Source organism: Vibrio tapetis subsp. quintayensis, assembly GCF_030409945.1.
Taxonomy (GTDB): Bacteria; Pseudomonadota; Gammaproteobacteria; order Enterobacterales; family Vibrionaceae; genus Vibrio; species Vibrio quintayensis.
In genome coordinates this window covers 268370-293267 of the sequence record NZ_JAUFQV010000012.1, presented here as the reverse complement: position 1 = coordinate 293267, position 24898 = coordinate 268370, and the positions used below count along the sequence as shown (strand labels likewise).

27 protein-coding genes are annotated in these 24898 nt (G+C 45.0%); 19 read left to right on the top strand and 8 right to left on the bottom strand.

Going from position 1 to position 24898, the window contains the following annotated elements; genetic code table 11:
- Window positions 1-77: 77 nt before the first annotated feature.
- Together QWZ04_RS06170 and QWZ04_RS06165 are read right to left on the bottom strand one after the other, a co-directional pair.
- Window positions 78-2177 (bottom strand): PTS sugar transporter subunit IIC/EAL domain-containing protein, encoded by a 2100-nt coding sequence (locus tag QWZ04_RS06170; RefSeq protein ID WP_290326035.1) that lies wholly within the window; start codon window positions 2175-2177, stop codon window positions 78-80.
- A 179-nt stretch (window positions 2178-2356) separates the two neighbouring features.
- Window positions 2357-3136, bottom strand: coding sequence for a nucleotidyltransferase domain-containing protein (locus QWZ04_RS06165; RefSeq protein ID WP_290326033.1), 780 nt, complete (start codon window positions 3134-3136; stop codon window positions 2357-2359).
- Window positions 3137-3372: 236 nt separating this feature from the next.
- Here QWZ04_RS06165 and efpL point away from each other — a divergent pair, with 236 nt between their 5' ends.
- Window positions 3373-3939 (top strand): elongation factor P-like protein EfpL, encoded by a 567-nt coding sequence (efpL, locus tag QWZ04_RS06160; protein ID WP_102521246.1) that lies wholly within the window; start codon window positions 3373-3375, stop codon window positions 3937-3939.
- A 1-nt stretch (window position 3940) separates the two neighbouring features.
- Window positions 3941-4261 carry an HI1450 family dsDNA-mimic protein gene (locus QWZ04_RS06155; protein ID WP_102521245.1) on the top strand — a complete coding sequence of 107 codons (321 nt, stop codon included), beginning with the start codon at window positions 3941-3943 and terminating at the stop codon, window positions 4259-4261.
- 90 nt (window positions 4262-4351) lie between these two features.
- On the opposite strand, the gene rluB is transcribed toward QWZ04_RS06155, so the two are convergent.
- The 3 genes from rluB to rnm all read right to left on the bottom strand — a co-directional run bounded on the left by rluB (window position 4352) and on the right by rnm (window position 7070).
- Window positions 4352-5344 (bottom strand): 23S rRNA pseudouridine(2605) synthase RluB, encoded by a 993-nt coding sequence (rluB, locus tag QWZ04_RS06150; protein ID WP_290326029.1) that lies wholly within the window; start codon window positions 5342-5344, stop codon window positions 4352-4354.
- 113 nt (window positions 5345-5457) lie between these two features.
- Window positions 5458-6078, bottom strand: coding sequence for an L-threonylcarbamoyladenylate synthase (locus QWZ04_RS06145; RefSeq protein ID WP_290326028.1), 621 nt, complete (start codon window positions 6076-6078; stop codon window positions 5458-5460).
- Window positions 6079-6215: 137 nt separating this feature from the next.
- Window positions 6216-7070, bottom strand: coding sequence for an RNase RNM (gene rnm, locus QWZ04_RS06140; RefSeq protein WP_290326026.1), 855 nt, complete (start codon window positions 7068-7070; stop codon window positions 6216-6218).
- Between the two features lie 78 nt (window positions 7071-7148).
- On the opposite strand from rnm, the gene trpL2 reads away from it, so the two are divergent.
- The 16 genes from trpL2 (at window position 7149) to QWZ04_RS06060 (ending at window position 22029) form a co-directional block, all read left to right on the top strand.
- On the top strand, window positions 7149-7259 hold the full coding sequence (gene trpL2, locus QWZ04_RS23590) for a tryptophan operon leader peptide (RefSeq protein WP_290326024.1): 111 nt from the start codon (window positions 7149-7151) through the stop codon (window positions 7257-7259).
- Between the two features lie 178 nt (window positions 7260-7437).
- Window positions 7438-9006, top strand: coding sequence for an anthranilate synthase component 1 (locus QWZ04_RS06130; RefSeq protein ID WP_290326022.1), 1569 nt, complete (start codon window positions 7438-7440; stop codon window positions 9004-9006).
- Between the two features lies 1 nt (window position 9007).
- Window positions 9008-9598 (top strand): aminodeoxychorismate/anthranilate synthase component II, encoded by a 591-nt coding sequence (locus QWZ04_RS06125; RefSeq protein WP_290326020.1) that lies wholly within the window; start codon window positions 9008-9010, stop codon window positions 9596-9598.
- A 19-nt stretch (window positions 9599-9617) separates the two neighbouring features.
- The gene (gene trpD / locus QWZ04_RS06120) at window positions 9618-10616 is read left to right on the top strand and encodes an anthranilate phosphoribosyltransferase (RefSeq protein WP_290326017.1); all 999 of its coding nucleotides are present in this window, start codon (window positions 9618-9620) and stop codon (window positions 10614-10616) included.
- 4 nt (window positions 10617-10620) lie between these two features.
- Window positions 10621-12018 carry a bifunctional indole-3-glycerol-phosphate synthase TrpC/phosphoribosylanthranilate isomerase TrpF gene (gene trpCF / locus QWZ04_RS06115; protein WP_290326016.1) on the top strand — a complete coding sequence of 466 codons (1398 nt, stop codon included), beginning with the start codon at window positions 10621-10623 and terminating at the stop codon, window positions 12016-12018.
- Between the two features lie 17 nt (window positions 12019-12035).
- Window positions 12036-13226, top strand: a complete 1191-nt coding sequence (gene trpB, locus QWZ04_RS06110; protein ID WP_102521237.1) for a tryptophan synthase subunit beta — start codon at window positions 12036-12038, stop codon at window positions 13224-13226.
- The gene (gene trpA, locus QWZ04_RS06105) at window positions 13226-14032 is read left to right on the top strand and encodes a tryptophan synthase subunit alpha (RefSeq protein WP_290326012.1); all 807 of its coding nucleotides are present in this window, start codon (window positions 13226-13228) and stop codon (window positions 14030-14032) included. Before trpB ends, trpA begins: the two co-directional genes overlap by 1 nt.
- Before the next feature lie 322 nt (window positions 14033-14354).
- A complete protein-coding gene (locus QWZ04_RS06100; RefSeq protein ID WP_290326010.1) occupies window positions 14355-15611 on the top strand; it encodes a dicarboxylate/amino acid:cation symporter in 1257 nt (418 codons plus the stop codon).
- A gap of 229 nt (window positions 15612-15840) precedes the next feature.
- Window positions 15841-16419 carry a septation protein A gene (locus QWZ04_RS06095; protein ID WP_290326008.1) on the top strand — a complete coding sequence of 193 codons (579 nt, stop codon included), beginning with the start codon at window positions 15841-15843 and terminating at the stop codon, window positions 16417-16419.
- 56 nt (window positions 16420-16475) lie between these two features.
- Window positions 16476-16871 carry an acyl-CoA thioester hydrolase YciA gene (gene yciA, locus QWZ04_RS06090; RefSeq protein ID WP_290326006.1) on the top strand — a complete coding sequence of 132 codons (396 nt, stop codon included), beginning with the start codon at window positions 16476-16478 and terminating at the stop codon, window positions 16869-16871.
- A 106-nt stretch (window positions 16872-16977) separates the two neighbouring features.
- Window positions 16978-17274 (top strand): YciI family protein, encoded by a 297-nt coding sequence (locus QWZ04_RS06085; RefSeq protein ID WP_290326004.1) that lies wholly within the window; start codon window positions 16978-16980, stop codon window positions 17272-17274.
- A 5-nt stretch (window positions 17275-17279) separates the two neighbouring features.
- Complete coding sequence (locus QWZ04_RS06080; RefSeq protein ID WP_290326002.1) at window positions 17280-17678, top strand: GspS/AspS pilotin family protein; 399 nt, start codon at window positions 17280-17282, stop codon at window positions 17676-17678.
- A gap of 224 nt (window positions 17679-17902) precedes the next feature.
- Window positions 17903-19045 carry an ABC transporter substrate-binding protein gene (locus QWZ04_RS06075; protein ID WP_290326000.1) on the top strand — a complete coding sequence of 381 codons (1143 nt, stop codon included), beginning with the start codon at window positions 17903-17905 and terminating at the stop codon, window positions 19043-19045.
- Between the two features lie 9 nt (window positions 19046-19054).
- Window positions 19055-20770 carry an ABC transporter permease gene (locus tag QWZ04_RS06070; protein WP_290325997.1) on the top strand — a complete coding sequence of 572 codons (1716 nt, stop codon included), beginning with the start codon at window positions 19055-19057 and terminating at the stop codon, window positions 20768-20770.
- On the top strand, window positions 20736-21401 hold the full coding sequence (locus tag QWZ04_RS06065; RefSeq protein WP_290325995.1) for an ATP-binding cassette domain-containing protein: 666 nt from the start codon (window positions 20736-20738) through the stop codon (window positions 21399-21401). The genes QWZ04_RS06070 and QWZ04_RS06065 overlap by 35 nt, the downstream gene beginning before the upstream one ends.
- A complete protein-coding gene (locus QWZ04_RS06060) occupies window positions 21391-22029 on the top strand; it encodes a CDP-alcohol phosphatidyltransferase family protein (protein WP_290325993.1) in 639 nt (212 codons plus the stop codon). The genes QWZ04_RS06065 and QWZ04_RS06060 overlap by 11 nt, the downstream gene beginning before the upstream one ends.
- Before the next feature lie 63 nt (window positions 22030-22092).
- Here the strand turns inward: QWZ04_RS06060 and QWZ04_RS06055 are convergent, their stop codons facing one another.
- Window positions 22093-22482 (bottom strand): MarR family transcriptional regulator, encoded by a 390-nt coding sequence (locus tag QWZ04_RS06055; RefSeq protein ID WP_290325991.1) that lies wholly within the window; start codon window positions 22480-22482, stop codon window positions 22093-22095.
- 230 nt (window positions 22483-22712) lie between these two features.
- On the opposite strand from QWZ04_RS06055, the gene QWZ04_RS06050 reads away from it, so the two are divergent.
- Complete coding sequence (locus QWZ04_RS06050) at window positions 22713-23402, top strand: DUF2982 domain-containing protein (RefSeq protein ID WP_290325989.1); 690 nt, start codon at window positions 22713-22715, stop codon at window positions 23400-23402.
- A 72-nt stretch (window positions 23403-23474) separates the two neighbouring features.
- Here the strand turns inward: QWZ04_RS06050 and QWZ04_RS06045 are convergent, their stop codons facing one another.
- A complete protein-coding gene (locus QWZ04_RS06045) occupies window positions 23475-24128 on the bottom strand; it encodes an MBL fold metallo-hydrolase (RefSeq protein ID WP_290325987.1) in 654 nt (217 codons plus the stop codon).
- 98 nt (window positions 24129-24226) lie between these two features.
- Window positions 24227-24742, bottom strand: coding sequence for a peptidoglycan L,D-endopeptidase MepK (gene mepK, locus QWZ04_RS06040; RefSeq protein WP_494338492.1), 516 nt, complete (start codon window positions 24740-24742; stop codon window positions 24227-24229).
- Between the last annotated feature and the right edge of the window lie 156 nt (window positions 24743-24898).

Genomic DNA, 24898 nt, shown 5'->3' with positions numbered 1-24898 from the left:
AGATGTGTCACTTGTGCTAAGGCCTTTATTATTAGGCCTTAGTACATCGTTAATAGCTCGTCATTATAACGGCCATCTTAACTAAGTTCAGCCGGACCAGTATCACGATGAGTCTGATCAACATAGTCGATGAATCGGTCACGCGGCAATGAACGCGAATAGTACCACCCTTGCACAGACACCCTGTCACTCATTGATATAAAGTCTAACTGCTGTTGGGTTTCAACTCCCTCAACCACCACATCTAGATCTAACTTATCAGCAATGGTTAACATACTTTCAAACAACATTTGGCCTTTACTCGTATTCAGAGCAAGTACAAAACTGCGGTCAATCTTAATTGCTGAAATATCAAAACGGTTTAAATAACTAAGAGAAGAATACCCTGTCCCAAAGTCATCAATGTAAAGTTTGATTCCCGCTAGCGCTAATCGGTTAAACACCATGGCCAATTGTTTCTCATCAACCAATAGAGTTTCCTCGGTAATTTCAAAATTAACCTTGCCTTTAACACGCTCTATTAGCGTGAGGATACGATCAATATATGCGTCATCTACTAGGGTATCAGCAGTAATGTTCACCGTGACATGCAAATCACGCCCCAAACGTTGCCAGGCTTCAATATCCTTGATGACCTGATTCACCACCCATAAATCGATGTCTTTCATCATGTTGGCCTTCTCTAACCAAGGCAAAAACTTAATCGGTGGTTCTATGTTTCCCTCTGAATCTTTGGCTCTTATCAAGGCTTCACAACCCTTAACCATCCCGGTTTTACGACAGATTTGAGGTTGATATTCTACAAAGAACTCTTTACTACTGATGGCTTCCAAGTGGAATTCAACACTCGCCAAACCTTTCTCTTTTTTCTGGGCGGCGAGAATGGGGTCGTCGCTCAAGGTTTCGGCTTCTTCTTTACGCCTCATATAGGTTGTATCCAGTGCGGTAAAACGTATAGAACGTGTTTGACATTGTTTTTCTAAATGAAGCACTGCGGGTAGATAGATCAACGCACCCAATAAAATGTTAGTTACCTGTAAAACGATGGCGCCGAAATCTCCAGAAGTAGCGATCCAAGCATTGACAAATATCGGACTATTAAACGGAATAGAGGCACTAGGTACCGACACCCAACCAAGCTCTGTTGCCGTCAACCCTGTAACGACGTTCACTAACGGCACAATCAAAAAAGGCAAAAACAAACGAGGATTAAAGATAATCGGCAAACCGAACAGCAGCAGTTCATTCACGTTAACCAACCCAATAGGAATACTTGCGATGGCGATTAAACGCAGAGTTTTTTCTTTGCACACGACGAGCATCGCCAACACTAAAGAAAGTGTCGCGCCACTCCCCCCAATAAAGACAAATGAGCCCATGAAAGAAAGGTTCATCTGATAGCTAGCATCGCCACCAGCAGAGGCCACCGAATAGTTAAGATTACTGGCTTCTTGCAATACATCCACAAACGGTAACAGTGCGTAGTAGCCATGGATCCCCAAAAACCAAAGCGTCGAGTTCAATGCCGCGAAAGTTAAACCAAATTCAAAGGGTTCGTTAGCGTAATCAAAAAAGATCACATGGCCAAACGCCAATCCCTCCAAAAAATGGATCAACACAAAATTAATAAGCAGAACGACCATTCCGGTGATAATCGCGGGAAGCACCAAATTGAGCGACTCTTTTACAATTTGCCCTGCACTATCCAATTTAACGAGTTTTAACCATTTCACTTTCAATAACATCGCTAAGATGGGTATGGCATATAGTGGAGTAACCACCGCCATAATCACGCTAAACGTCAGTACCAATTGGCTGTCACCTAGGGAGTTACGTAACAATATTAAAAAGACGATAGACAGTAACGCAACAGGTGGCCGAGGTAAGCGCCATTGCATCGCTAAAATATAAGAAATGGCCGCAGAAAGGAGATAAGGTAACGCGGAGGTGATCTCATCGTGGATAGAAAAGAAGTACTGAACCCATGATGGTCTGTAGCCATAGACAAACTCACCAATCGCCGCAATGAATAACACGAGTGACGAAATCATCAGACAAGGAACCAGCCATAGTAGCCCCTCTCGGATGGCGCTTAACGATGGCAGGATCGCTTTCGACACAAACGCGCGGGTTAAGTCGATGTATTTATGGGAGGAAACATGTGATCTCGTGTGCATCCATGGACTCAAATAATTAGCTACCCTATCTTTTAAACGTAGCATAAGAATGGTCGAACGTTAGAAACACACTAAGACAAACAGCCGCGAAAACCGAACTTACATCAACTTTCGCTAATATTTAACAATAGAATTTAAGTTTGCCATGTTGAAAATGAAACCTGTAATGATTAACTCATTTAGCCGATTCGAAACTCGGTTTTTTGATACGCTTTCACTAACCACTCGCCAAATCCATCAAGAATACCGATGACGGAGCGCTTGGGCACAGGCTTGCCAGCAAGCAAAACAACCAAACGTTGGATCTCGACTTTTTTCTTCGGATAATAGCGCAAAAACACTTTACCGCATTCAACCGGGTTTTCAATCCACTGCTTATCTTTGTGCATGATCAGCGAATAACTGGCTCGAAGTAGCTTTTTAGCAATCAACTTTTGAGACTTAAGTTGAGCATCAAGATTGTCCGCTCGAACAATTTTATTGCGATAAACAGACAACCAATCTTCTACGTCCATGTTCCAATGCTTGGCTATCTCCCAACTCGGTTCGAACTCACCGAATCGGTCAGATAAATCGTCCCCTTTCACGCACACGCAGCAATGCCGCAGCATAAATCCCCAAGTGAAGATTCCCTCTAGGCTGAGTACATCGGCCAGTTCACCAAACTGAAAAGAAACGCCAGTAATTTGCGGATACTCCCGAGCAAAGCGCCACTTAATGGTGTTAATTAAGCTAGTGCTTTTTTCCGACAAGGGTTGCTGAGTTACCACAACAACGTCGATATTTGAGTGTGCAATTCGAGCCGTTTTTCTCGCCACACTACCGAACAGATAGATACTGTGTAGATTGGCGCCAAGGCCACCCGCCACGTAACGTTTTAGATCATCGATAACGGGCTCAAACTCCGCTTGAAAGGGAGCGCTAGGGTCAATAATGGGTAATGCTGAATTCGTGTTCAAGAAAGGATTCCGATTAATTGTTGCTTCGTTAGTTTCGCTTAGCTTGGCTTAGCAATCAAGAAATGGATGCGATTTTTACTCACTAACTCACTTTATTACTTACCATTTTAGCTAGTCTTGATTCTCATACCTAACGGCCAATGAAACCCATAACAAGAAGATGAATAACTTAAAATAAGTCGGTATAATCTGTCCTTATCAAACTATAACCAAATAACACATATAGGAACGTATCGATGCCAAGGGCGAGTGAGATTAAAAAAGGTTTTGCAATTGAATCTAACGGTAAAACACTGTTAGTAAAAGACATTGAAGTAACCACACCAGGCGGCCGTGGTGGAACTAAAATTTACAAAATGCGTTGCTTTGAAATAGCAACAGGCGTGCGTGTTGACGAACGCTTTAAAGCCGACGAAGTGGTTGATACGGTTGATATGTTCAAACGCCAAGTTTCTTTCTCTTATGTAGATGGCGACGAGTACATCTTCATGGATACTGAAGACTACACTCAATACACGTTCAAAGCAGAAGAACTTGAAGATGAGTTGCAGTTCATTAACGAAGAAACTCAAGGCATGATGGTTGTTGTGGTTAACGACAAAACAGCTGGCCTTGAACTTCCTTCTACGGTAGAGCTCGTCATTGAAGAAACAGATCCTTCGATTAAAGGCGCATCTGCTTCTGCTCGTACTAAACCGGCTCGTTTATCTACTGGCCTAACAGTACAAGTGCCTGAGTATATCGCTACAGGTGATCGTGTGGTGGTTAACACTGCTGAAAAAAAATACATGAACCGAGCTTAATATGTCTGAACTAATTTCTTACGATGATGTTATCGACGCAGGCTACGATATTTTTTTAGAAATGGCGCCTGAAAACCTAGAACCTGCTGACGTAATTTTGTTTACCGCTCAGTTTGAAGATCGCGGTGCAGCGGAGTTAGTTGAAACCGGCGACGATTGGGCAGAACAAGTGGGCTTTGATGTAGACAAAGAAGTTTACGCTGAAGTGCGCATTGGCCTTGTTAACGAAGAAGATGACGTACTAGACGACGTGTTTGCTCGCATGCTTATCAGCCGTGATCCAGACAACAAGTTTTGTCATATGCTTTGGAAGCGTGATTAATTCAGACTTAAATAAGTACTGAGATACAAAAACACCTCACTATTTAGCGAGGTGTTTTTTTATATATGACTTCAATAACAACGGACGATATTAACGACCTGCTCGCGTCTTATTCGTGGCGCGGTCTTTGTTCGCACTACGAGGAGCTGGCTTGCCACCTGTCGTTGTGTTCTTCGTACCTGGCTTACTGCCTTTTGTCGCAGGTTTGCGGCGTTGATTAGAACGACCACCTGGAGTGCTTACGCGCTCTTCGTGGCGCTTAACAGCACGACGAATTTTTTGACTACGAGAACGATCACGCTGACGAGAAGTGTTCATTGGATCAATCATGGTATTTTCTTCTGGTGGAAGCTCTACCATCTCACGTAGGTAGTTCACTTCTTTCAGATCCATTTCCATCCAACCGCCACGAGGCAGTTTTTTGTCTAGGAAGATATCACCGTAACGAACACGTTTCAGACGGCTTACCGTTGAACCTTGAGATTCCCATAAACGACGAACTTCACGGTTACGACCTTCATTGATCACAACGTAGAATGTGTGGTTCATGCCGTCACCACCCGCATACACCACGTCTTCAAAACGTGCCATACCATCTTCGAGCTTAACGCCACGAACTAGGTTACGAATGTTGTCTTCAGTCACTTCACCAAATACACGCACAAGATATTCACGATCAACCTGACGTGATGGGTGCATCAGGCGGTTTGCCAATTCACCATCGGTGGTGAAAAGTAACAGACCTGAGGTGTTTGCATCCAAACGGCCAACAGAAACCCAACGGGCTCCGCGGATTTTTGGCAGACGATCAAATACGGTACGACGACCTTCTGGGTCAGAACGAGTACACAATTCACCTTCAGGCTTGTAGTAAGCCAATACGCGGCACACTACTTCTTCAGAATCTTTAACAGCAACGTTGTGGCCGTCGATACGCACAATCGCGCTATCGTCTTCTAGGCGTTCACCTAGCTTGGCCACTTGGCCATTAACACTCACGCGATTCGCTTTGATTAAAGCTTCAATTTCGCGACGAGAGCCGTGGCCCGCTCGTGCTAAAACTTTCTGTAATTTTTCGCTCATTAATTTACCTATGTGTCGTCTTCACAGACGTCGAATGTAAAAAATTAGGGGTGCCCAATATGGCAGCCGCGCATTATCGCAGAAAACGCCTCGCTGGTCAGCTATTTTATCGACTATTCGAACGGCGTTGGATCACCAGCACCAGAACGCGCAACGACTATCTCGTCATCACTAAAATCAATCACGGTTGTTGGCTGTTCGCCAAGGTAGCCACCATTCAAAATAGCATCAACCACGTGCTCAAGTTTATCTCGGATGTCTTCCGGATCAGACTCGGCGTAATCGTTACCAGGTAGTATTAATGTTGTCGACATTAACGGTTCACCCAGAGCTTCTAGCAGCTCTAACGCGATGACGTTATCCGGCACACGAATACCAATGGTTTTTCTCTTCGCATTCATTAAACGACGAGGAACTTCTTTCGTGCCTTTGAAAATAAAGGTGTACGCGCCCGGCGTGTTATTTTTCAATAGACGGAAAGCGCTGTTATCAACACGGGCATAAAGAGAAAGCTCAGACAAATCACGGCATAACAAAGTGAAATTATGCTTATCATCCAGTTTACGAATTCGACAAATACGTTCTAGTGCTTGTTTGTTTTCTAGCTGGCAACCTAATGCATAGCCAGAATCGGTTGGATACACCACGACACCACCATTACGGATAATAGCAACCGCTTGATTAATTAAGCGTGCTTGTGGGTTATCGGGATGCACGTAAAAAAATTGACTCATTATAAATCCTCACATTCAAATACCTAGGCTTACTTTTGAGAACCTAGGTTTTCAGAGTAATGTCAATTAAGGGCGACGCCAATCTAGAGAAGTAAGTGATCTTTGTAGTAGATTGTTTCATATAAAAACAATAGAAATCAATTACCTGTCTCTATTGGAGTTAAACCCCAATCTTTCCATACAGGCTCAACGCCCGACGGCAGCCATAAGTTTCTGCCCAGCTCCATCCAAGGTGATCGGTAGTGAAAATCAGAACCTTGTGAAGCTAATAGTTTGTATTGTATAGCATAATCAGCCAAAGTGCGTCTTTCTTGTTGCGCTTGTTGCGGTTGAGCGACTTCCATCCCATCGCCACCGGCTTCGCTGAATGACGTCAATAGGCGTTTAACCCACTTAGCTGTCAACCCATAACGGCCAGGATGTGCCAAAACAGCAAGCCCACCAGCCTGATGAATAGCATCTACCGCTTCAGACATCGAGCACCAAAATGGCGGGACATAGCCCGGATTGTTTCGGGTTAAGTATTTTTTAAATACCTGCTGCATGTTCTTTGCATAGCCATTGTCTACTAACCACTTTGCAAAATGAGCACGCGTTACCGATGCGTCCCCTGCAATGGCACGTACTTCTTCTAGTACGCCCTCTCGGGTTACTTTTTCCAAACGTTGAGCCATTAGCTCAGAACGTTCAGTACGACGCTGCTTTTGTTGTTCAATCAGCTCAAGTAATGCTGGGCAATTTACGTCAATATTCAGCCCGACAATATGGATGTCTTTATTTTGCCACAAAGTCGAAATTTCAATGCCATCGATCAACTGAATCGGCAATTCGTTTTCTTTGATATAAGCGTGAGCTTCGGCCAGACCGTCTGTTGTATCGTGGTCGGTAATCGCTAACACTTCTAAATCAAAATCGAGTGCACGGTCAATTAAATGAGTAGGAGTGAAACGTCCGTCAGACGCCGTTGTGTGACTATGTAAATCAATTCTCATAATATCGCTTGACTTTTTCCTTCTGCACTAGTTAACTAGTACGCAAATACAAATACAAACACCAACAATAGGTCAATCATGTTACCCGATTTTCGCCAACAGCATAACGACAAAGTTTCAGTGGTCTCTACTGAGCTTTCGTGGTGGCGTATCTGGTCAATTTCGTGGCGGGCTTTGGTGTCGAGTTAATTTATAGAATCTCACTCAAATAGCCCGCTTTGTAAGCGGGCTTTTTTGTTTTGTCGACTGACTCACATTCAACTGCGTAAGAAACCAGCAAATAAACGTTTGCATTGATTGGGTCGCCGTTGGGAATATGCGAGTATGTACGGCAGGAAAGAATTAAGAATGATAAAAAGGATGTCTTGTGAATAAGGCCATAACAATTGCTGAGCAAGGTCTGGTGAGTGTTTATCACCAAAGCGTACCTTACGCAAAAGATCCAACCCGTCTATTTCAGGTACTGTGTGGTAATAAAACCAATAGCCTACTTTTGGAGTCTGCTGAAATTGACTCGAAAGAAAATTTAAAAAGCCTTCTGCTAATCGATGCTGCGGTACGCATTGTTTGCCGCGGTCATGATGTCGAGTTCGAAGCAAAAACTGAAAACGGCCGTAACCTGCTTGCGCGTCTAGAATCCAATGTCTCTCAGGAAATCAAACTAAGCAGCGACCAAAATACCCTTACCCTACATTTCGAGCAGCCTCGTAATGATATGGATGAAGACAGCCGTTTACGTGAAGCCTCTTCATTTGATGCTCTGCGTTTAGTGCAACACAGCTTTGATTTAACCAACAAAGACAAACACGCTATTTTCATGGGTGGTCTATTTGCCTACGACTTAGTTGCCAATTTCGAGCCATTAGGCGATGCCGAACAAACCAACCAATGTCCAGACTACGTGTTTTATGTTGCTGAGACGCTGATGGTTGTTGATCACCAAAATGCCACTTGTGAAGTACAAGCATCACAATTTGATGGCGATGACGACATTAAGCAAACCTTGCTGACTCGTTTAGAAGAAATCAAAGCTCACAGCCACGATCCTGAGCCATTAAAAGATGCAGTACAAGTGGCCGAACTAGATCCCGTTGCCAGCGTTTCAGATGAAGACTTCTGCCAAACGGTTATCGACTTGAAACAATACGTTGTTAAAGGCGATGTATTCCAAGTGGTGCCATCGCGTCGCTTTACTCTGCCGTGCCCTTCACCACTGTCTGCTTATAAAGCATTAAAGCTGAGTAACCCGAGCCCATACATGTTTTACATGCACGATGAGCTGTTCACCTTATTTGGCGCCTCACCAGAAAGTGCTCTGAAATACGAAACGGATACCAATCAAATTGAAATCTACCCAATAGCAGGCACACGCCGCCGTGGTAAAAATACCGATGGGTCAATTAACTTTGATTTAGACAGCCGCATTGAATTAGAGCTGCGCACTGACACCAAGGAAAACGCAGAGCACATGATGCTGGTGGATTTGGCGCGTAACGATGTAGCGCGAATTGCTCAAGCAGGCTCTCGCCACGTTGCCGATTTACTCAAGGTAGACCGTTATAGCCATGTGATGCACTTGGTATCTCGCGTTGTTGGCCAACTTCGCGGCGACCTAGACGCACTACACGCGTATCAAGCTTGTATGAACATGGGCACGCTTACCGGTGCGCCTAAAATTCGTGCCATGCAGTTAATCCGCGATGTTGAGCAAGCTCGCCGAGGCAGCTACGGTGGCGCGGTGGGTTACTTTACTGGCGAAGGCGATCTTGATACCTGTATCGTTATTCGCTCGGCCTATGTTGAAAATGGTGTCGCCCAAGTTCAAGCTGGCGCGGGCGTTGTTTACGACTCTGACCCACAATCGGAAGCCGACGAAACGCGTGGCAAAGCCGCTGCGGTTATCAATGCAATTCAACTCGCGCATAAGGAGTCTTAAGATGGCTGATCTTGTATTTGTCGATAACTTCGACTCTTTTACTTATAACCTCGTGGATCAATTCCGTTCGTTGGGTCACGAAGTGACCATTTACCGAAACAACATTTCTGCCGAAGTGATTGAAACAGCCGTTGAAAAATTGGCTCAACCTGTGGTTATCTTATCCCCAGGCCCTGGCGCTCCCGCCGATGCAGGCTGCATGCCGGAATTGATTCAACGCTTAAAAAGCAAAGTGCCCATGATTGGTATTTGCCTGGGCCACCAAGCTATCGTTGAGGCCTACGGCGGCGTAGTCGGTGGTGCGGGTGAAATCATCCACGGTAAGGTATCAATGATGGAACACGACAACCATAAAGTATATCAAGGCTTACCTTCACCCTTGGCCATCGCTCGCTATCATTCATTGGTCGCTCACGAGGTGTCACCAGCGCTAACGGTGACAGCAGAAGTAGATGGTTTGGTTATGTCGGTTGCACAAGAACAAGATAGAGTGTGTGGATTCCAGTTTCATCCCGAATCCATCATGACGACTTATGGTGCTACGCTGCTGGCGAACACCATCGACTGGGCTCTTACTCCAGCACAGGCTTAAAAGGAATTAGGATAAGATTATGCAAGAAATCATCAATAAACTGTACGACCAAAAATCATTAAGCCGTGAAGAGAGCCAACAACTTTTTGATGCCATCATCAAAGGTGAAATGGACCCTATCCAATTGGCCGCGGTATTAACGGCGCTTAAAATCAAGGGCGAAACCCCACAAGAAATCGCAGGGGCGGCATCCGCACTACTGGACAACGCGAGCCCATTCCCTCGACCAGATTACGATTTTGCCGACATTGTAGGCACAGGCGGTGATGGTTCAAACACCTTTAATATCTCTACTACCGCCGCTTTCGTTGCCGCTGCATGTGGCCTCAAAGTCGCGAAACACGGCAACCGTGGCGTTTCAAGTAAGTCAGGGTCCTCGGATTTACTGGATTCATTTGGCATTAACCTCGCCATGAGCGCAGAAGACACACGCAAAGCGGTTGACGAGTTAGGTGTCGCCTTTATGTTTGCGCCTCAGTATCACGGTGGTGTTCGACACGCAATGCCAGTACGTCAAGCCATGAAAACTCGAACTATTTTCAACATTCTTGGCCCACTGATTAACCCGGCTCGCCCTAACATCGAATTGATGGGTGTTTATGATGCTGCATTGGTTCGCCCTATTGCAGAAACCATGCTAGAAATGGGCATGCAACGTGCGGCCGTAGTACATGGAAGTGGGCTAGATGAAGTCGCTATTCACGGTGAAACGCTCGTGGCTGAAATCCAAGATGGTAAAATTACAGAATACACTTTAACCCCAGAAGATTTTGGCGTGAATCAACATCCGCTTGAAGCGATTAAAGGCGGTGAGCCTGCAGAAAACCGCGCTATCGTCACTGATATTCTAACGGGTAAAGGCACTGAAGCTCAGTTATCTGCGGTTGCTGTCAACGTAGCACTGTTAATGAAACTGTTTGGTCATGGCGACCTTAAAGCCAACGCTAAGCAAGCGATAGACGCAATGAACTCTGGCAAGGCATTTACCCTTGTTGAACAACTGGCAGCACGAGGCTAATACGATGTCGGAAAATATCACCAAAGAAAACCGCGATATGGCGCAAGTGCTAGCGAAAATCGTCAACGATAAGTGCGAATGGGTCGAAGCTCGCAAAGTGTCCCAGCCTCTTTCGTCTTTTCAGGCGGAACTAGAGCCCTCTGATCGCAGTTTTTACGAAGCACTAAGCCATGATGAAACCGCGTTTATTCTGGAATGCAAAAAAGCATCACCATCAAAAGGCTTGATTCGTGATGACTTTGATTTGGATTACATCGCGTCGGTGTACAACCGTCATGCTAGCGCTATCTCTGTTTTAACTGAAGAAAAGTACTTTCAAGGCAGCGTAGATTTCCTACCACAAGTTCGTGCCATTGCTAAGCAACCCATTCTTTGTAAAGACTTCATGGTTGACGCTTATCAAGTGTACCTTGCTCGCCATTATCAAGCCGATGCCATCTTGCTGATGTTGTCTGTGCTCGACGATAACGAATACCGCGAATTGGCCGACATTGCGCACTCTCTGAATTTGGGGGTGTTGACCGAAGTCAGCAACGATGAAGAGTTAGAGCGAGCTATTGAACTGAAAGCTAAAGTCGTTGGTATCAATAATCGCAACTTACGCGATTTAACCATCGACCTGAATCGAACTAAAGAGCTTGCACCTAAGTTGCCAAAAGGAACCATCGTGATTTCCGAGTCGGGCATTTATAACCATCAGCAAGTACGCGATCTTGCTAAACATGCGAATGGCTTTTTAATTGGTAGCTCTCTGATGTCGGAAGACAACATTGAACTAGCGGCACGTAAAGTACTGCTAGGTGAAAACAAAGTCTGTGGCCTAACTCACTCGGAAGATGCAGCCAAAGCGTATCAAGCCGGCGCTGTTTATGGTGGTTTGATCTTTGTTGAAGCATCCAAGCGTTGTGTTGATATCGAAGCGGCTCGCTTAACCATGAGTGGCGCACCCCTGCATTACGTAGGTGTATTCCAGAACCAGCCTGTTGATGTTGTTGCTCGTACCGCGAATGAATTGGGGCTGTTCGCTGTTCAGCTTCATGGCGATGAAGACCAAAGCTACGTTGATGCGCTAACGAATGCACTAGGTAATACAACCCAAATATGGAAAGCCTATGGCGTCGTTGATTCAATGCCAACGTTACTCGATGCCCCTGTTGCTCGCCACTTACTTGATGCAAAAATTGGTACTCAGTCCGGCGGTACAGGCAAGGTTTTTGACTGGCAACTGTTAGGCCAAGAACGCCAAATAATGCTTGCTGGTGGCCTATCACCAGACAACGTACAACAAGCCGCTCAGCTTGGTTGTATCGGACTCGATTTAAACTCTGGCGTTGAAAGCGCGCCGGGTAAAAAAGATACTCAAAAATTAAACGACGCCTTTGCTGCGATTCGTCATTACTAAATTTAAAAGGAAGTCTCATGGCTAAATTAGATGCCTACTTTGGTGAATACGGTGGTCAGTACGTACCACAAATCCTTGTTCCTGCATTAGATCAGCTAGAACAAGCCTTCATCGACGCACAACAAGACGATGACTTTCAAGCCGAATTCATGGGCTTGTTACAAGAATACGCTGGTCGCCCAACAGCACTGACACTGACGCGTAATCTAACGAAAGGGACCAAGACCAAGCTATACCTCAAACGTGAAGACTTACTGCACGGCGGCGCACACAAAACCAACCAAGTGTTAGGCCAAGCTCTGCTTGCGAAACGCATGGGTAAAAACGAAATCATTGCTGAAACGGGCGCAGGCCAACATGGCGTTGCAACCGCGCTAGCTTGTGCGCTACTTGGCTTAAAGTGCCGTGTGTATATGGGCGCTAAAGATGTAGAACGCCAAAGCCCGAACGTATTTCGCATGAAGTTGATGGGCGCTGAAGTTATCCCTGTTCATTCTGGTAGCTCAACACTCAAAGATGCGTGTAACGAAGCGCTACGTGACTGGTCTGCAAGCTATGAAACCGCGCATTACCTACTGGGTACGGCGGCAGGCCCTCACCCTTTCCCAACCATTGTTCGTGAGTTCCAGCGTATGATCGGGGAAGAAACTAAGAACCAAATCTTAGCCCGCGAAGGTCGCCTTCCGGATTCTGTGATTGCCTGTGTCGGTGGCGGTTCTAACGCCATTGGTATGTTTGCTGATTTTATTGAAGAAACCGATGTCGGCTTAATCGGCGTAGAACCGGCAGGTCTTGGCATTGATACCGATCAGCATGGCGCTCCACTCAAGCACGGTAAAACGGGCATCTTCTTTGGGATGAAAGCACCACTGATGCAAGATGAACATGGTCAGGTTGAGGAATCTTATTCGGTTTCCGCTGGTCTTGATTTCCCATCTGTAGGCCCACAGCATGCTCACTTAAGTGCTACCGGCCGTGCAGAGTATGTATCGATTACCGATGACGAAGCATTAGAAGCCTTTCAGTCTCTAGCGCGTAACGAAGGTATTATCCCTGCCCTAGAGTCTTCACATGCACTTGCTTATGCATTAAAAATGGCGCACGACGAACCAGAAAAAGAACAACTGCTGGTTGTGAATCTTTCAGGCCGTGGCGACAAAGACATCTTCACTGTGCATGACATTTTAGAACAAAAAGGAGCGCTATAATGGATCGCTATCAAGCCCTATTTGCTCGCCTAGCAGAGAAAAAACAAGGCGCTTTTGTCCCATTTGTCACCGTTGGCGATCCAAGCCCAGAGCAATCATTACGCATCATGAAGACGTTGGTTGAATCTGGCGCTGACGCCCTAGAGCTTGGGATTCCGTTTTCAGACCCATCAGCAGACGGCCCAACCATTCAAAGTGCTAACATCCGTGCTCTGGATTCTAAAGCGACACCAAAGATCTGTTTTGATCTCATCGCTCAAATCCGTGCTGAACACCCAGACTTACCCATCGGTCTATTAATGTATGCAAACCTGGTCTATTCAGCCGGGATTGAAACTTTCTATCAACGCTGCAGCGAAGCTGGAATTGACTCAGTGTTGATTGCTGATGTTCCAACAGGTGAAAGTGCTGAATTTGTCGCTGCAGCCGAGAAATACGGTGTACACCCAATTTTCATCGCCCCACCAACAGCATCAGATGAAACCCTAAAAGACGTGGCCTCATTAGGTGGTGGTTATACATACCTGCTTTCACGTGCTGGTGTGACAGGAACAGAAACAAAAGCCAATATGCCTGTTGATAGCATGTTAGCCAGATTGAACCAATTTGACGCTCCACCAGCCTTACTTGGTTTTGGTATATCCTCACCGGAACAAGTTAAGCAAGCCATAACAGCAGGTGCTGCGGGCGCTATTTCTGGTTCAGCAGTGGTAAAGATCATCGAATCGAACCTTGATGATTCGGACAAAATGCTGGCTGAGTTAGCGCAATTTGTCACCTCGATGAAAGCAGCAACACAATTATAGCCGCAGCACAACCCATAACATTCCCGCAACACCAGGCGCACGCTAGCAACCTATAGCGTGCGCTTATGCTTTAATATGTACCCTTGCCTTATCACCGCCTTTGAAACGTTACACATAACTAACAAAAAGTCCGACCAGTGCCTCAAAATGGCTACTTCATCACCGTATCGCATATTTTTTCTCTTTATCTCACCGTAAACGTTTCACCTCCATTGATCACAACACGGTTAAAGTGTAGAAAGTGTTGCGAGATATTTATCCATTAGGAAAATGGTTCTTAATATTTATCTCTAACAAATTCACAATATGCAGCACAGAGGTTATGGAAGTGTTAAATAATAAGAGTTTAATGAGCAACATCGGCTTTCAAGTCGTTGTCGCAATGATTGTAGGCACAATCGTTGGTGCCATGATGGGCGATTCAGCCACCATGTTCGCCCCACTAGGTACGATCTTTATCGCCTTGATAAAGATGCTGGTTATTCCTTTGGTCGCCGTCGCCCTTATTTCAGGCGCCGCGGGCTTAGGTAACAGCACTAACGCCGGTAAAGTGGGTGTTGTCACTCTCGGTTACTTTGCGTTGACTTCTGCAATGGCCGTTACACTTGCGCTGGTTATGGGCGAAGTGTTTGAACCAGGTTTAGGCATTGATGTTTCAGGTGTAGAAGGTATGTTCTCGTCTGAATACGCAGCAAAAGGTGAACTTCCTACTTTCTGGGCTACCATCACAGGTATGATCCCAACTAACGTTTTCCAGTCACTGAACGAAGCGAACATCCTGCAAATCCTAGTTTTCTGTTTATTCTTTGGTATCGCTTTATCTAAGCAAGCAAAAGAGAAACGTGACCCAATCATCAATGGTGTAAACTGCATCGTTGATAGCATGGTTTGGATGATCAACAAGGTTATGATCATCGCACCAATCGGCGTGTTTGGTTTAATGGCAGAAGCAGTTGGTACGTTTGGTTTCGGCGCACTGATGGTCGTGTTCAAATTATTCCTTGTCTACGTTGCTGCCATTCTGATCTTTGGCTTTATCGTCTACCCACTTATGGTTCAGATCTTTACGAAGACGTCGGCTAAAAAATTCTTAGTTGCAATGAAGAAGCCGCAAGCCGTTGCGCTTTCTACTGCATCTTCAATGGCCACCCTGCCCGTTACTATGGACACAGTTGAACGTGAGCTAGGTGTTAAAAACTCGACCGCTTCATTTGTACTTCCACTTGGTGCAACAATCAATATGAGTGGTAATGCAATTTACTACGGTCTAGTAGCAATTTTCTTCGCGCAGCTATTCAACATTGACCTATCAATGGGTGCTTATGCAGCAATCATCGTTACATCTACGCTTGGCGCTGTTGGTCAAGCTGGCGTTCCTGGGCCTAGCTTCTTAGTGGTAGCCGTATTGCTTGCCGCTGGCATCCCAATCGAAGGTCTTCCTTTGTTGTTCGCACTAGATCGTATCTTTGACATGATCCGTACTGCGCTAAACATCACAGGTGATGCCGCTTGTGCCGTTATCGTTGATGCCATTGCTAAAGAAGAGCAACAAGTAGAGTTTGAAAAGCAGCAGGCTTAATCGCTAACCCTATTTAACGGTTCAGTCGATATAGTATTGGCCCGTCGTTCTTAATAAAGGGCTATCCAATTATGGGTAGCCTTTTGTCTATTGAAGATATAACCTCGAAATTTGACTGATTATCCACCAATTGCTGACTATTTTGGGGCTAATTACTTAAAGTGTATTTTTCATTGCACGTATTTTGGGTAGACTGAGGCGGAATTTATTTGATGGAAATACGTACCCAATGAAGCAACTGATTGATTTTATCCCACTGATTATCTTCTTCGCGCTCTATAAAATGTACGACATCTATGTAGGCACAGGTGCTTTGATCATCGCGACTGCGATTCAAATCGCCGTGACTTATTTCCTTTATAAGAAAGTCGAAAAAATGCAGCTAATTACCTTTGTGATGGTTGCGGTGTTTGGCGGTATGACCATTTTCTTGCACGATGAAAACTTCATTAAATGGAAAGTGACGATTGTCTATATGGTGTTCGCTTTGGGCTTATTGATCACTCAACTTATGGGCAAGCCTGTTATCAAGGGCATGCTAGCTAAAGAAATCACCCTCCCTGATTCGGTATGGGCAAAAATCAACGCTGCTTGGATTGTCTTCTTTACATTCTGTGCCGCCCTTAATGTCTACGTCGCATTCAGTTTGCCGCTGGATGTTTGGGTGAACTTTAAAGTCTTTGGTTTACTCGCCGCGACCTTTGGTTTCACTTTATTAACGGGTATTTACGTCTACAAACACATGCCTAAAGACGAAGACAATCAGCAAAGTAATCAGCAAGACAAGCAACAAAAAAACAAAGATTAATTACTACCAATATATCAACGCCTTGGATTCTCCCCAAGGCGGACAATGGATAACACATGACAAAGACACACGACGCACCGCACGGCCAACTTTTACTTCGCACTCTTGCTATGCCTGCCGATACAAATGCAAATGGCGACATATTTGGTGGTTGGATCATGTCTCAACTAGACTTAGCTGGTGGCATTCTTGCGAAAGAAATTTCAGGTGGCCGTATCGTTACCGTTTCGGTTTCAAGTATCACCTTTAAAAAACCAGTAAAGGTTGGCGATGTAGTTTGCTGCTACGGTGCATGCAGCAAAATTGGCCGCACGTCTATGTCTATCGACATTGATGTTTGGGTGAAGCCCGTAAAAGAAGATGGTGTTGGCGATCGCTTCCAAGTGTGTGATGCTACGTTCCATTACGTAGCGATAGATAACGAAGGTCGTCCTCGCGTTATTGAACAATAAACACATAAATTGTCTAAATACGGTAAGCATCTCTACGAGGTGCTTTTTTTTGCCAGCAAGGTCTAGTATCTTGGCTTAATAATTACTTGAATAGGAAGTCAAAATCATGTGGTACGTTATTTTTTCTCAAGATGTCGAGAATTCACTAGAAAAGCGTTTGAGCGTTCGTGAAAAACACCTCGCACGCTTGCAACAGCTGCAGGATGAAGGCCGCCTACTGACTGCAGGCCCAATGCCTGCTATTGATTCAGATAACCCTGGCGAAGCTGGCTTTACTGGATCAACGGTCATCGCACAATTCAATTCAATACAGGACGCGCAAGCATGGGCAGACACCGACCCATACATTGCTGCAGGCGTCTATGCCAACGTTATTGTTAAACCATTTAAAAAGGTCTTCTAATAACAATGCCTAAGTCTTTTCTATCATCCATTTTGCTGTCTTTAATGGCTGTGCTTCTGGTCTCTGGTTGTGCATCTAACAACGATAAACAGAAAACCATCAATCTGGTTGCTGAACAAAGAGCAAGCATATTGAGTGCTGGTTTACCAATTGAATACGGTCCGCTGAATATCATGCGAGCTAATGCTAAGGAAGGCATCGTTGAGATCTTAATGATATTTAATGCTGATGACGCACCGCAATCTTCCAAACAGTTAATGTCACATGCAGTGGATTATTATTGCTCAAGCAAAGAGGTAAAAGGCAATATGGAGATTGGTGTGAAATATCGCCTGATGCTCCGCAACCCTCGTGGGCAATTATTGATCGACCAAATGGTGACCAAGGACACGTGCAAAGCGTAATCTCTTCATCACAACAATCTCTATAAATCCACATAAATGCGCTTTAGTTAGCGCATTTTTGTTATCATCCTATCTCATTAAATTTATTCCTTTTTATTCCGCTAAACCAGAATATTTCTAATTTCTGGTTCATACTTGAAAGGAATAGGCATGGAACGCGGTCTTGTCATTCAATAGCTATTATAAAAAGACATCTCGCAGCTCAACTTTAGATAAGGACAATCATGAAAAAGCTCATCTTATTTGCGTTAACCTCCCTTTTCACCCTTTCCAGCGTTGCTGCGCAGGACTGGCAAGATATAGAAATGAAAGCCCGAGGCCAAACCGTCTACTTTCATGCTTGGGGTGGAAGCCAGCAAATCAATAATTACCTTCGCTGGACTGGCGAGAATCTAAAGCGAAACTATGGCATCGAATTTGTCCATGTGAAAGTTACCGACATTGCTGAAACCAGCGCACGTTTACTTGCAGAAAAAACGGCAGGGAAACACAGTAACGGCAGCGTAGATATGGTCTGGATTAACGGTGAAAACTTCAAATCCATGAAAAACAATAAGCTGCTTTTCGGCCCGTTTACACAGGCACTACCAAGTTGGCAATACGTCAACACAGAGCTACCAGTAGATAGTGACTTTTCTGAGCCAACCTTAGGGCTAGAAGCACCTTGGGGCGTCGGTCAACTCGTGTTTATCCACGACGAGAAAAAACTCAATAACCCCCCAAAATCATTCGTGGAATTACTTAACTATAGCCAAGCATTCCCAGGCCGTATTAGTTACCCTAAACCGCCAGCATTTCACGGAACCAGTGTTCTTAAAGCCCTTTTAATTGAGTTAACTAATAACGATGCGAGTTTGATGAAACCAGTCAACGACGCCGACTTCCGTCTAGTGACCAAACCTCTCTGGGCTTATCTAGATGCTCTGCACCCAACGATGTGGAACCAAGGCAAGCAATTTCCAGCAAACGGCTCTCAATCTATTCAATTACTTGACGACAACCAAATTGATTTGGCCATTACCTTTAATCCAAACGAAGTTTTTTCGGCACAAGCTGACGGCACACTTGCAGAAACAACGAAAAGCTACGCTATGGATGGTGGCGCACTATCAAACATCCATTTCCTAGCGATCCCATGGAATGCGACAGCTAAAGAAGGCGCTCAAGTGGCGATTAACTTTTTGTTAAGCCCTGAAGCACAGTCTCGTAAGGGCGACCTCGCCATTTGGGGTGACCCGTCGGTATTGAAAAGCGAGCATCTAACGGGGAGTGCGAAAAACACGAAGCTGTTTAAATCCGTGGCTGAACCTCACCCAAGCTGGCAAGCTGCTCTTGAGAAAGAGTGGCTTAAGCGTTACGGGAACTAAGATAGTCTCATGCTGCGCTTGTTGTATTTGGCGGTATTGATCATCTGCATTGCACCTACCATTCCCGGAATGGTAGGCATGCTCGCCTCGGCATTTGCATATATCCCGCCTCTTGGGTTATCTCAGCCAAGTTTGGGAGGCTTTAATGCCGTGTTCGACTGGAGCGGTGTTGGGCACTCTATATGGCTTACTGTTACTACCACACTCGTTAGCTCTTATCTTGCACTGCTCGCGACGTTCGCAATTTTACAAAGCTGTTGGCAAACCAAAGCATGGCAAAAAATTGAGACCAGTTTAGCTCCGTTAATGGCATTGCCACACGTTGCGTTTGCTATCGGCTTTGCTTTTTTGTTCTCTCCAACAGGCATCATGGTAAGAGTGCTTGAATCTGGCTTGTCGTTGTTTTCAATTAACGTTAATGGTAATTGGGATGTTCCGTTAATTCAGCACCAATCAGGAATTGGACTGATCGCTGTACTAGCGCTTAAGGAAATTACTTTTTTCCTACTCATGAGCATGCCAGTTCTGGCTCAACTGCGAATAAAGCAAACCACCCAAATTGCCCATAGCCTCGGCTATAACAACAACCAGCTATGGTGGAAGTGCCTATTACCCCAATGGTTTAGCAAGATGCGCTTTCCTTTGTTCGCTGTTTTGGCGTTCAGTGCGTCTGTCGTTGATGTGGCATTGGTTGTGGGGCCAACCAACCCGCCAACGTTTGCGGTATTAGTCTGGCAATGGTTCAACGAACCTGACTTGGCCTTGCTACCTAGAGCCGGAGCTGGTGCCGCGATCTTGTTTGCGTTGTGTTCTGTCATGATCGCCTTTGCCCGCGCTTTAGAATGGCTGTTTGTGAAGCAGTACCGTCAGTGGCAGTTTTCAGGCCGCTATGGCATTAGGCTACCCGGCAAAACGGCGTTCGCAGCCCTGGGAATTACCGCGTTGTTGTGCTTGCCTATATTGCTAATTTGGAGCTTTGCCCAACGTTGGAAGTTTCCAGACTTATCACCAACAAGGTGGAGTTCGCGCTTTTGGCAAACGGAATGGAGCAGCGTTATTCCAACCGTCAGCAATAGTGTTGCTATCGCCGTAGTATCGGCAACCATTGCGTTGCTGTTAGCTCTGATAACTCATGAATATCGTCTTAAGCATAAAAGCCATGTCCCTAGCTTCATGATTGCGATACCACTGCTTATTCCACAAATTTCTTTGCTGTTTGGCATTCAAGTCGCAAGCTTGTTAATAGGTGCTGACTACTATTACCTTTGGGTGTGTTGGGCTCACGTCTTCTTTGCTTTCCCATATGTGTTCCTATCTCTGGACGGGCCATGGCGAAGCTATGATGACCGTTACACATTGTCGGCATTAAGCCTTGGAAAATCACCACTTAGAACTTGGCTACAAATCAAAGCTCCTATTGTATTCCCTGCCATCATTTACGCTTGGGCCATTGGAGTGAGCGTAAGCCTAGCGCAATACTTACCTACGCTGGTATTGGGCGCTGGCAGAATAGCCACAATTACGACCGAAGCCGTTGCACTTTCAAGCGGGTTTGACCGACGTGTCACCGCGATATACGCACTATGGCAAGCGCTATTGCCTTTTGTATTTTTCTTCTTTGCTTACTTGCTAAAACAGCATCAACATCGAAAAATCGGACAAATTAAACCAGTAAGGACAGCGGTTATACATGACGCTCGCAGTAGAAAACCTCACCATTTATGATCGCCAACAACGCCAATTGTTCCAACCGTTGAATTTCAAAGTGAATAACGGAGAGGTTCTAAGCCTCATGGGGCCAAGTGGTTGTGGCAAGTCAACGCTATTAAGTGCCCTTGCAGGCCATTTAGACCGTGAATTCTCTTTTTCTGGAATCATGACACTGGCAGGTGCTGATATTTCGAACCTAGAGCCGCACAAGCGTAAAGTCGGCATTCTATTTCAAGAAGACTTGCTCTTTCCTCATTTGAACGTATGGGAGAACTTAGCCTTTGCTTTACCAAATTCTGTCAAAGGCCGCCAGCGCCAAGTTGAAGCTTTGGCTGCACTAGAAAAACTGGGGCTTGAATCTCTGGCTAATTCATTACCCAATCAAGTATCCGGTGGCCAGCGGGCGCGTATAAGCTTGATTCGAATGCTGCTTGCTAAACCACAATTAGCATTACTTGATGAACCTTTTAGTAAGCTAGACCAATCGCTAAGAACCCAATTTAGAGACTGGATATTTGAACAGCTCAGCGCTGCTAACATTCCAACCGTAATGGTGACTCACGACCAGTCAGATGTACCAGAGCAAGGCATGTGTTTAGTGTGGCCTTGGAACCAAGCTCAAAAGGTGAATCATCATGCTGGATAGATTTTCGATTAAAGTCATTCGATCACCGTTAAATTTTGGAGCGGCTCTGCTGGATAAAATGGGCATTACCGCCAACCAAACAACAGTGACTGGTTTTATGTTAGGTTGTTGCGCCTTTCCCGCACTAATTTGGCAACAGTATTCTCTGGCATTATTGTTTGTTGTATTGAACCGAGTAGCCGATGGTCTTGATGGCGCTTTGGCTCGCAGGCACGGTATTTCAGATTCAGGCGGCTTTCTCGACATCAGCTTGGATTTTCTTTTTTATTCACTGATCCCTTTTGGGTTCGTACTAGCTGACCCAACGAGCAATGCCATTGCCGGTGCGTTTCTGATTTTTTCATTTATCGGGACAGGCACAAGCTTTCTGGCGTTTGCCATCATGGCCAGTAAGCACCACATTGAAAACCCAGTATATAAAAACAAATCCTTGTACTACATGAGTGGTATTACCGAGGGAACAGAAACCATCGCCTGCTTTATTGTGATGTGCCTTCTACCAGGCCACTTCGCCACGCTTGCATATGTGTTTGGCGCGTTATGCTGGATAACGACATTTACGCGTATTTGGTCAGGCTTTCACACCTTGCATGACATCGAGAGTAACAAACAGGAATCCAATCAATAAAAAGAAAAAGCCCAGTCATCAACATGACTGGGCTTTTTCTTATTCTCAAACAGCTAAAGCAAATTAGATTGCTTTGTAGATAACCTTGTTACCCGCTAGCTGTTCTTTCGCTACTAGATTTTCTTCTAATAACTTTTTAAGTGCACCTGTTGCCCATGAAGCTGCTTTTGCATCTTCTTGGCCAGCAACAAGGCCGATGCCTTTAGGGTTAATACCTTCAGCATTGCTAACAACAATATCCAGTACTTGTTGTTGCTTTGGAGTTAGAGCTACATCAGCTTTTGTCGCTGCAGCAACGACTTTTTTCGCCGCTGGTGTCGCCGCAACCGTCTTCTCTGCAACAATCTTGTTTGCCGCTGGTTTGGTTGCTTTAGGTGCCGCTACGTTTGCTACAGCCGCTTTAATGTGCTTCTGCAGTTTCATCTGCACCTTGCGCTTATGTGCTAGTCTCATCGAGTATTTCTCCATTTCACTGCATTCGGCGCAGTGGTGAAAATTTTGAAGCGCGATTTATAACAAAAATGAAGGCAAATTTGTAGTCTAGAGCCGAAATTCCGGCTAAAAATGGGGAAATACGCACTGTTCGACTATTATTTATACAAACATCAGTAAAATAAACGGGAAGCCATGGAAGCGTTATTCTTGTTTATCGTCTCGCACAAATAGGGTAAGGAAATGCCTATATGCAAACACAACACTTAACCAACATATCCTTTGATTATGGTTCTCCACTCAACAAGAGAGTTGCAATTGCTGCAACACTGTTTGCGCTTCTTTTGGTCGCCCTAATGCAAACCCTTACACAAGCATTACTCATTTGGTGCGGCGTTGCCATACTCCTTAGCACTGGTTATTACCTACTTGAACAAGCAAGGGTTCGCTTCACCATGACCGATACCCATTTTCAGCAACATTTATTTAAAGGCGGTTGGGTAGTCACTTGGAACAACATCAGCGAGATTTCCCTTTGCCATTACCAAAGAGAAGGTTGGTGTGAACCTATGCCTTGGATTGGAATACGCCTGAAAGATTACTCTCCATACATTCACAGTATTTGCCCACGCATTACCACCCAGATATTGCTAGAACAACGCGCTCTACTTTACTTAGGCGCAAAGCAAAAGGGAGAGATTTCCAAGTTTGAGGATATGGTGCTCAATGGTGACACACATTTTGCTTCATCAGGGGAGGAGTTTCACGGCTTATCGGCAATGATAGCGAATAGAATGCGTTATCAAAGGGCGTATTGGGGGTACGATATATTTATTTCAGAGTCTGACCTTGACCGGCCAATCGAAGAGTTCATTGGCCTCACTAGACGTTATCTAGCGGCCTCATCTTCAGAACGAGTGGATAAACAACCTGTCGCTTAAATTCCGTGATTCAGATAGCAAAGCTACCAAAACAAAAAAAGCGCCACTTAGGCGCTTTTTTACGAGTAAAAACTAGTAGATTGGCATTTCATCTGCCACATAGGGGTTAGAAACACGCTCTTTTCCAAACGTAGACTCTGGCCCATGACCGGGTACAAATGTCGTTTCGTTACCAAGCGGCCAAAGCTTGCCTTTGATCGATTCCATCAGTGTATTCAAATCCCCTTTAGGGAAATCCGTGCGGCCAATGCTGCCATTAAACAAGACATCCCCAACAAACGCTAATTTTGCTGATGCGCTGTAAAAAATCACATGTCCTGGCGTGTGGCCTGGAGTGTGTAATACATCCATCGACTCATTACCAAAAGTTACCGTATCACCTTCATTTAGCCACTGATCTGGTTCGAATGCTTCCGTTAATGGAAATCCGAACATCTGGCTTTGACCTTCGAGGCCTTGTAGCCAAAAGTTGTCGTCTTTATGTGGGCCAATAATTGGGGTTACGACTTCACGAGCTAGGTCTTCAGTGCCACCAACATGATCTAAGTGACCGTGAGTTAATAGAATTTTAACTACCTTAACACCCAACTCTTGAATGATAGTGACTAGATGCTTAACGTCGCCACCTGGATCTACTACTACAGCTTCCATCGTTTCGTCACACCAAACAATGGAACAATTTTGAGAAAAAGAAGTGACAGGCACAACTTGGTATTTAAGGCTCATTCTACTTACTCTTTTGAAAAGGGTTATTGCCCAGAACTATGACATTTCACCTTGAATTTGACAAGCTGAGTCTGGAACACTTTTCTATGTAGCGCGTATTACCAAGATCGAGTTGCGCCCGTATCAATGTGAATAAAGTTACTGCCCGGATAGTAACCTACTCCACCAGCTTTAAGTGAAATAGCCGCTTTACGCACATCTGCTAATGCTACACCTTCTAAACGAAAGTCGATGGCTTTACCTAACATATGGTGGCTTTTTTTTGCCACACCCGAAGATTTGCCTCTCAGCATCTCATTGGTTGCCGGCGAACGATAACCAGAAATGATCTGCACTTCTGCGTTAGTGCCAAGCGCGGACTGAATCGCACTGATTTTGTCTAGCAGCAGTTTATCCATAGGATGAGATTCATTTCTGCGGAAATCGCGACAAATGTGGTTAATACGGTCGAGCTCTTCTGTTATGTAAGTAGAGCCATCGAAATAACAGGTTTCTATTTTCTCTCCAGTATGAAGATTGTTAAAAACGATGTTACGAGGTTTAGAGGCTAAGCTCGCCAACGCTTGAGTCGGCATTAACGTGGTGGTTACAAATCCTGCACTAGCAAGTTGCATAAATTTTCTACGGTTTAACTTTGAATACGACATTGGTTCATTCAACTTTGGTTACGAATCGACATGCTAATTAATGCAAGATCGAGACCCTACCGAGAAAATTTACCGTGGTCAAACCAGGAAAAAGGTGAAAATCGGCCCAGATAGTGCCGATTC

Excerpts from the sequence above, each read along its gene's own strand:
- QWZ04_RS06170 (WP_290326035.1), bottom strand. The coding sequence starts at position 2,177 with ATGCACACGAGATCACATGTTTCCTCCCATAAATACATCGACTTAACC.
- efpL (WP_102521246.1), top strand. The coding sequence starts at position 3,373 with ATGCCAAGGGCGAGTGAGATTAAAAAAGGTTTTGCAATTGAATCTAAC.
- QWZ04_RS06155 (WP_102521245.1), top strand. The coding sequence starts at position 3,941 with ATGTCTGAACTAATTTCTTACGATGATGTTATCGACGCAGGCTACGAT.
- rluB (WP_290326029.1), bottom strand. The coding sequence starts at position 5,344 with ATGAGCGAAAAATTACAGAAAGTTTTAGCACGAGCGGGCCACGGCTCT.
- QWZ04_RS06145 (WP_290326028.1), bottom strand. The coding sequence starts at position 6,078 with ATGAGTCAATTTTTTTACGTGCATCCCGATAACCCACAAGCACGCTTA.
- rnm (WP_290326026.1), bottom strand. The coding sequence starts at position 7,070 with ATGAGAATTGATTTACATAGTCACACAACGGCGTCTGACGGACGTTTC.
- trpL2 (WP_290326024.1), top strand. The coding sequence starts at position 7,149 with ATGTTACCCGATTTTCGCCAACAGCATAACGACAAAGTTTCAGTGGTC.
- QWZ04_RS06125 (WP_290326020.1), top strand. The coding sequence starts at position 9,008 with ATGGCTGATCTTGTATTTGTCGATAACTTCGACTCTTTTACTTATAAC.
- trpD (WP_290326017.1), top strand. The coding sequence starts at position 9,618 with ATGCAAGAAATCATCAATAAACTGTACGACCAAAAATCATTAAGCCGT.
- trpCF (WP_290326016.1), top strand. The coding sequence starts at position 10,621 with ATGTCGGAAAATATCACCAAAGAAAACCGCGATATGGCGCAAGTGCTA.
- trpB (WP_102521237.1), top strand. The coding sequence starts at position 12,036 with ATGGCTAAATTAGATGCCTACTTTGGTGAATACGGTGGTCAGTACGTA.
- trpA (WP_290326012.1), top strand. The coding sequence starts at position 13,226 with ATGGATCGCTATCAAGCCCTATTTGCTCGCCTAGCAGAGAAAAAACAA.
- QWZ04_RS06100 (WP_290326010.1), top strand. The coding sequence starts at position 14,355 with ATGGAAGTGTTAAATAATAAGAGTTTAATGAGCAACATCGGCTTTCAA.
- QWZ04_RS06095 (WP_290326008.1), top strand. The coding sequence starts at position 15,841 with ATGAAGCAACTGATTGATTTTATCCCACTGATTATCTTCTTCGCGCTC.
- yciA (WP_290326006.1), top strand. The coding sequence starts at position 16,476 with ATGACAAAGACACACGACGCACCGCACGGCCAACTTTTACTTCGCACT.
- QWZ04_RS06085 (WP_290326004.1), top strand. The coding sequence starts at position 16,978 with ATGTGGTACGTTATTTTTTCTCAAGATGTCGAGAATTCACTAGAAAAG.
- QWZ04_RS06080 (WP_290326002.1), top strand. The coding sequence starts at position 17,280 with ATGCCTAAGTCTTTTCTATCATCCATTTTGCTGTCTTTAATGGCTGTG.
- QWZ04_RS06075 (WP_290326000.1), top strand. The coding sequence starts at position 17,903 with ATGAAAAAGCTCATCTTATTTGCGTTAACCTCCCTTTTCACCCTTTCC.
- QWZ04_RS06070 (WP_290325997.1), top strand. The coding sequence starts at position 19,055 with ATGCTGCGCTTGTTGTATTTGGCGGTATTGATCATCTGCATTGCACCT.
- QWZ04_RS06065 (WP_290325995.1), top strand. The coding sequence starts at position 20,736 with ATGACGCTCGCAGTAGAAAACCTCACCATTTATGATCGCCAACAACGC.
- QWZ04_RS06060 (WP_290325993.1), top strand. The coding sequence starts at position 21,391 with ATGCTGGATAGATTTTCGATTAAAGTCATTCGATCACCGTTAAATTTT.
- QWZ04_RS06055 (WP_290325991.1), bottom strand. The coding sequence starts at position 22,482 with ATGAGACTAGCACATAAGCGCAAGGTGCAGATGAAACTGCAGAAGCAC.
- QWZ04_RS06050 (WP_290325989.1), top strand. The coding sequence starts at position 22,713 with ATGCAAACACAACACTTAACCAACATATCCTTTGATTATGGTTCTCCA.
- QWZ04_RS06045 (WP_290325987.1), bottom strand. The coding sequence starts at position 24,128 with ATGAGCCTTAAATACCAAGTTGTGCCTGTCACTTCTTTTTCTCAAAAT.
- mepK (WP_494338492.1), bottom strand. The coding sequence starts at position 24,742 with ATGCAACTTGCTAGTGCAGGATTTGTAACCACCACGTTAATGCCGACT.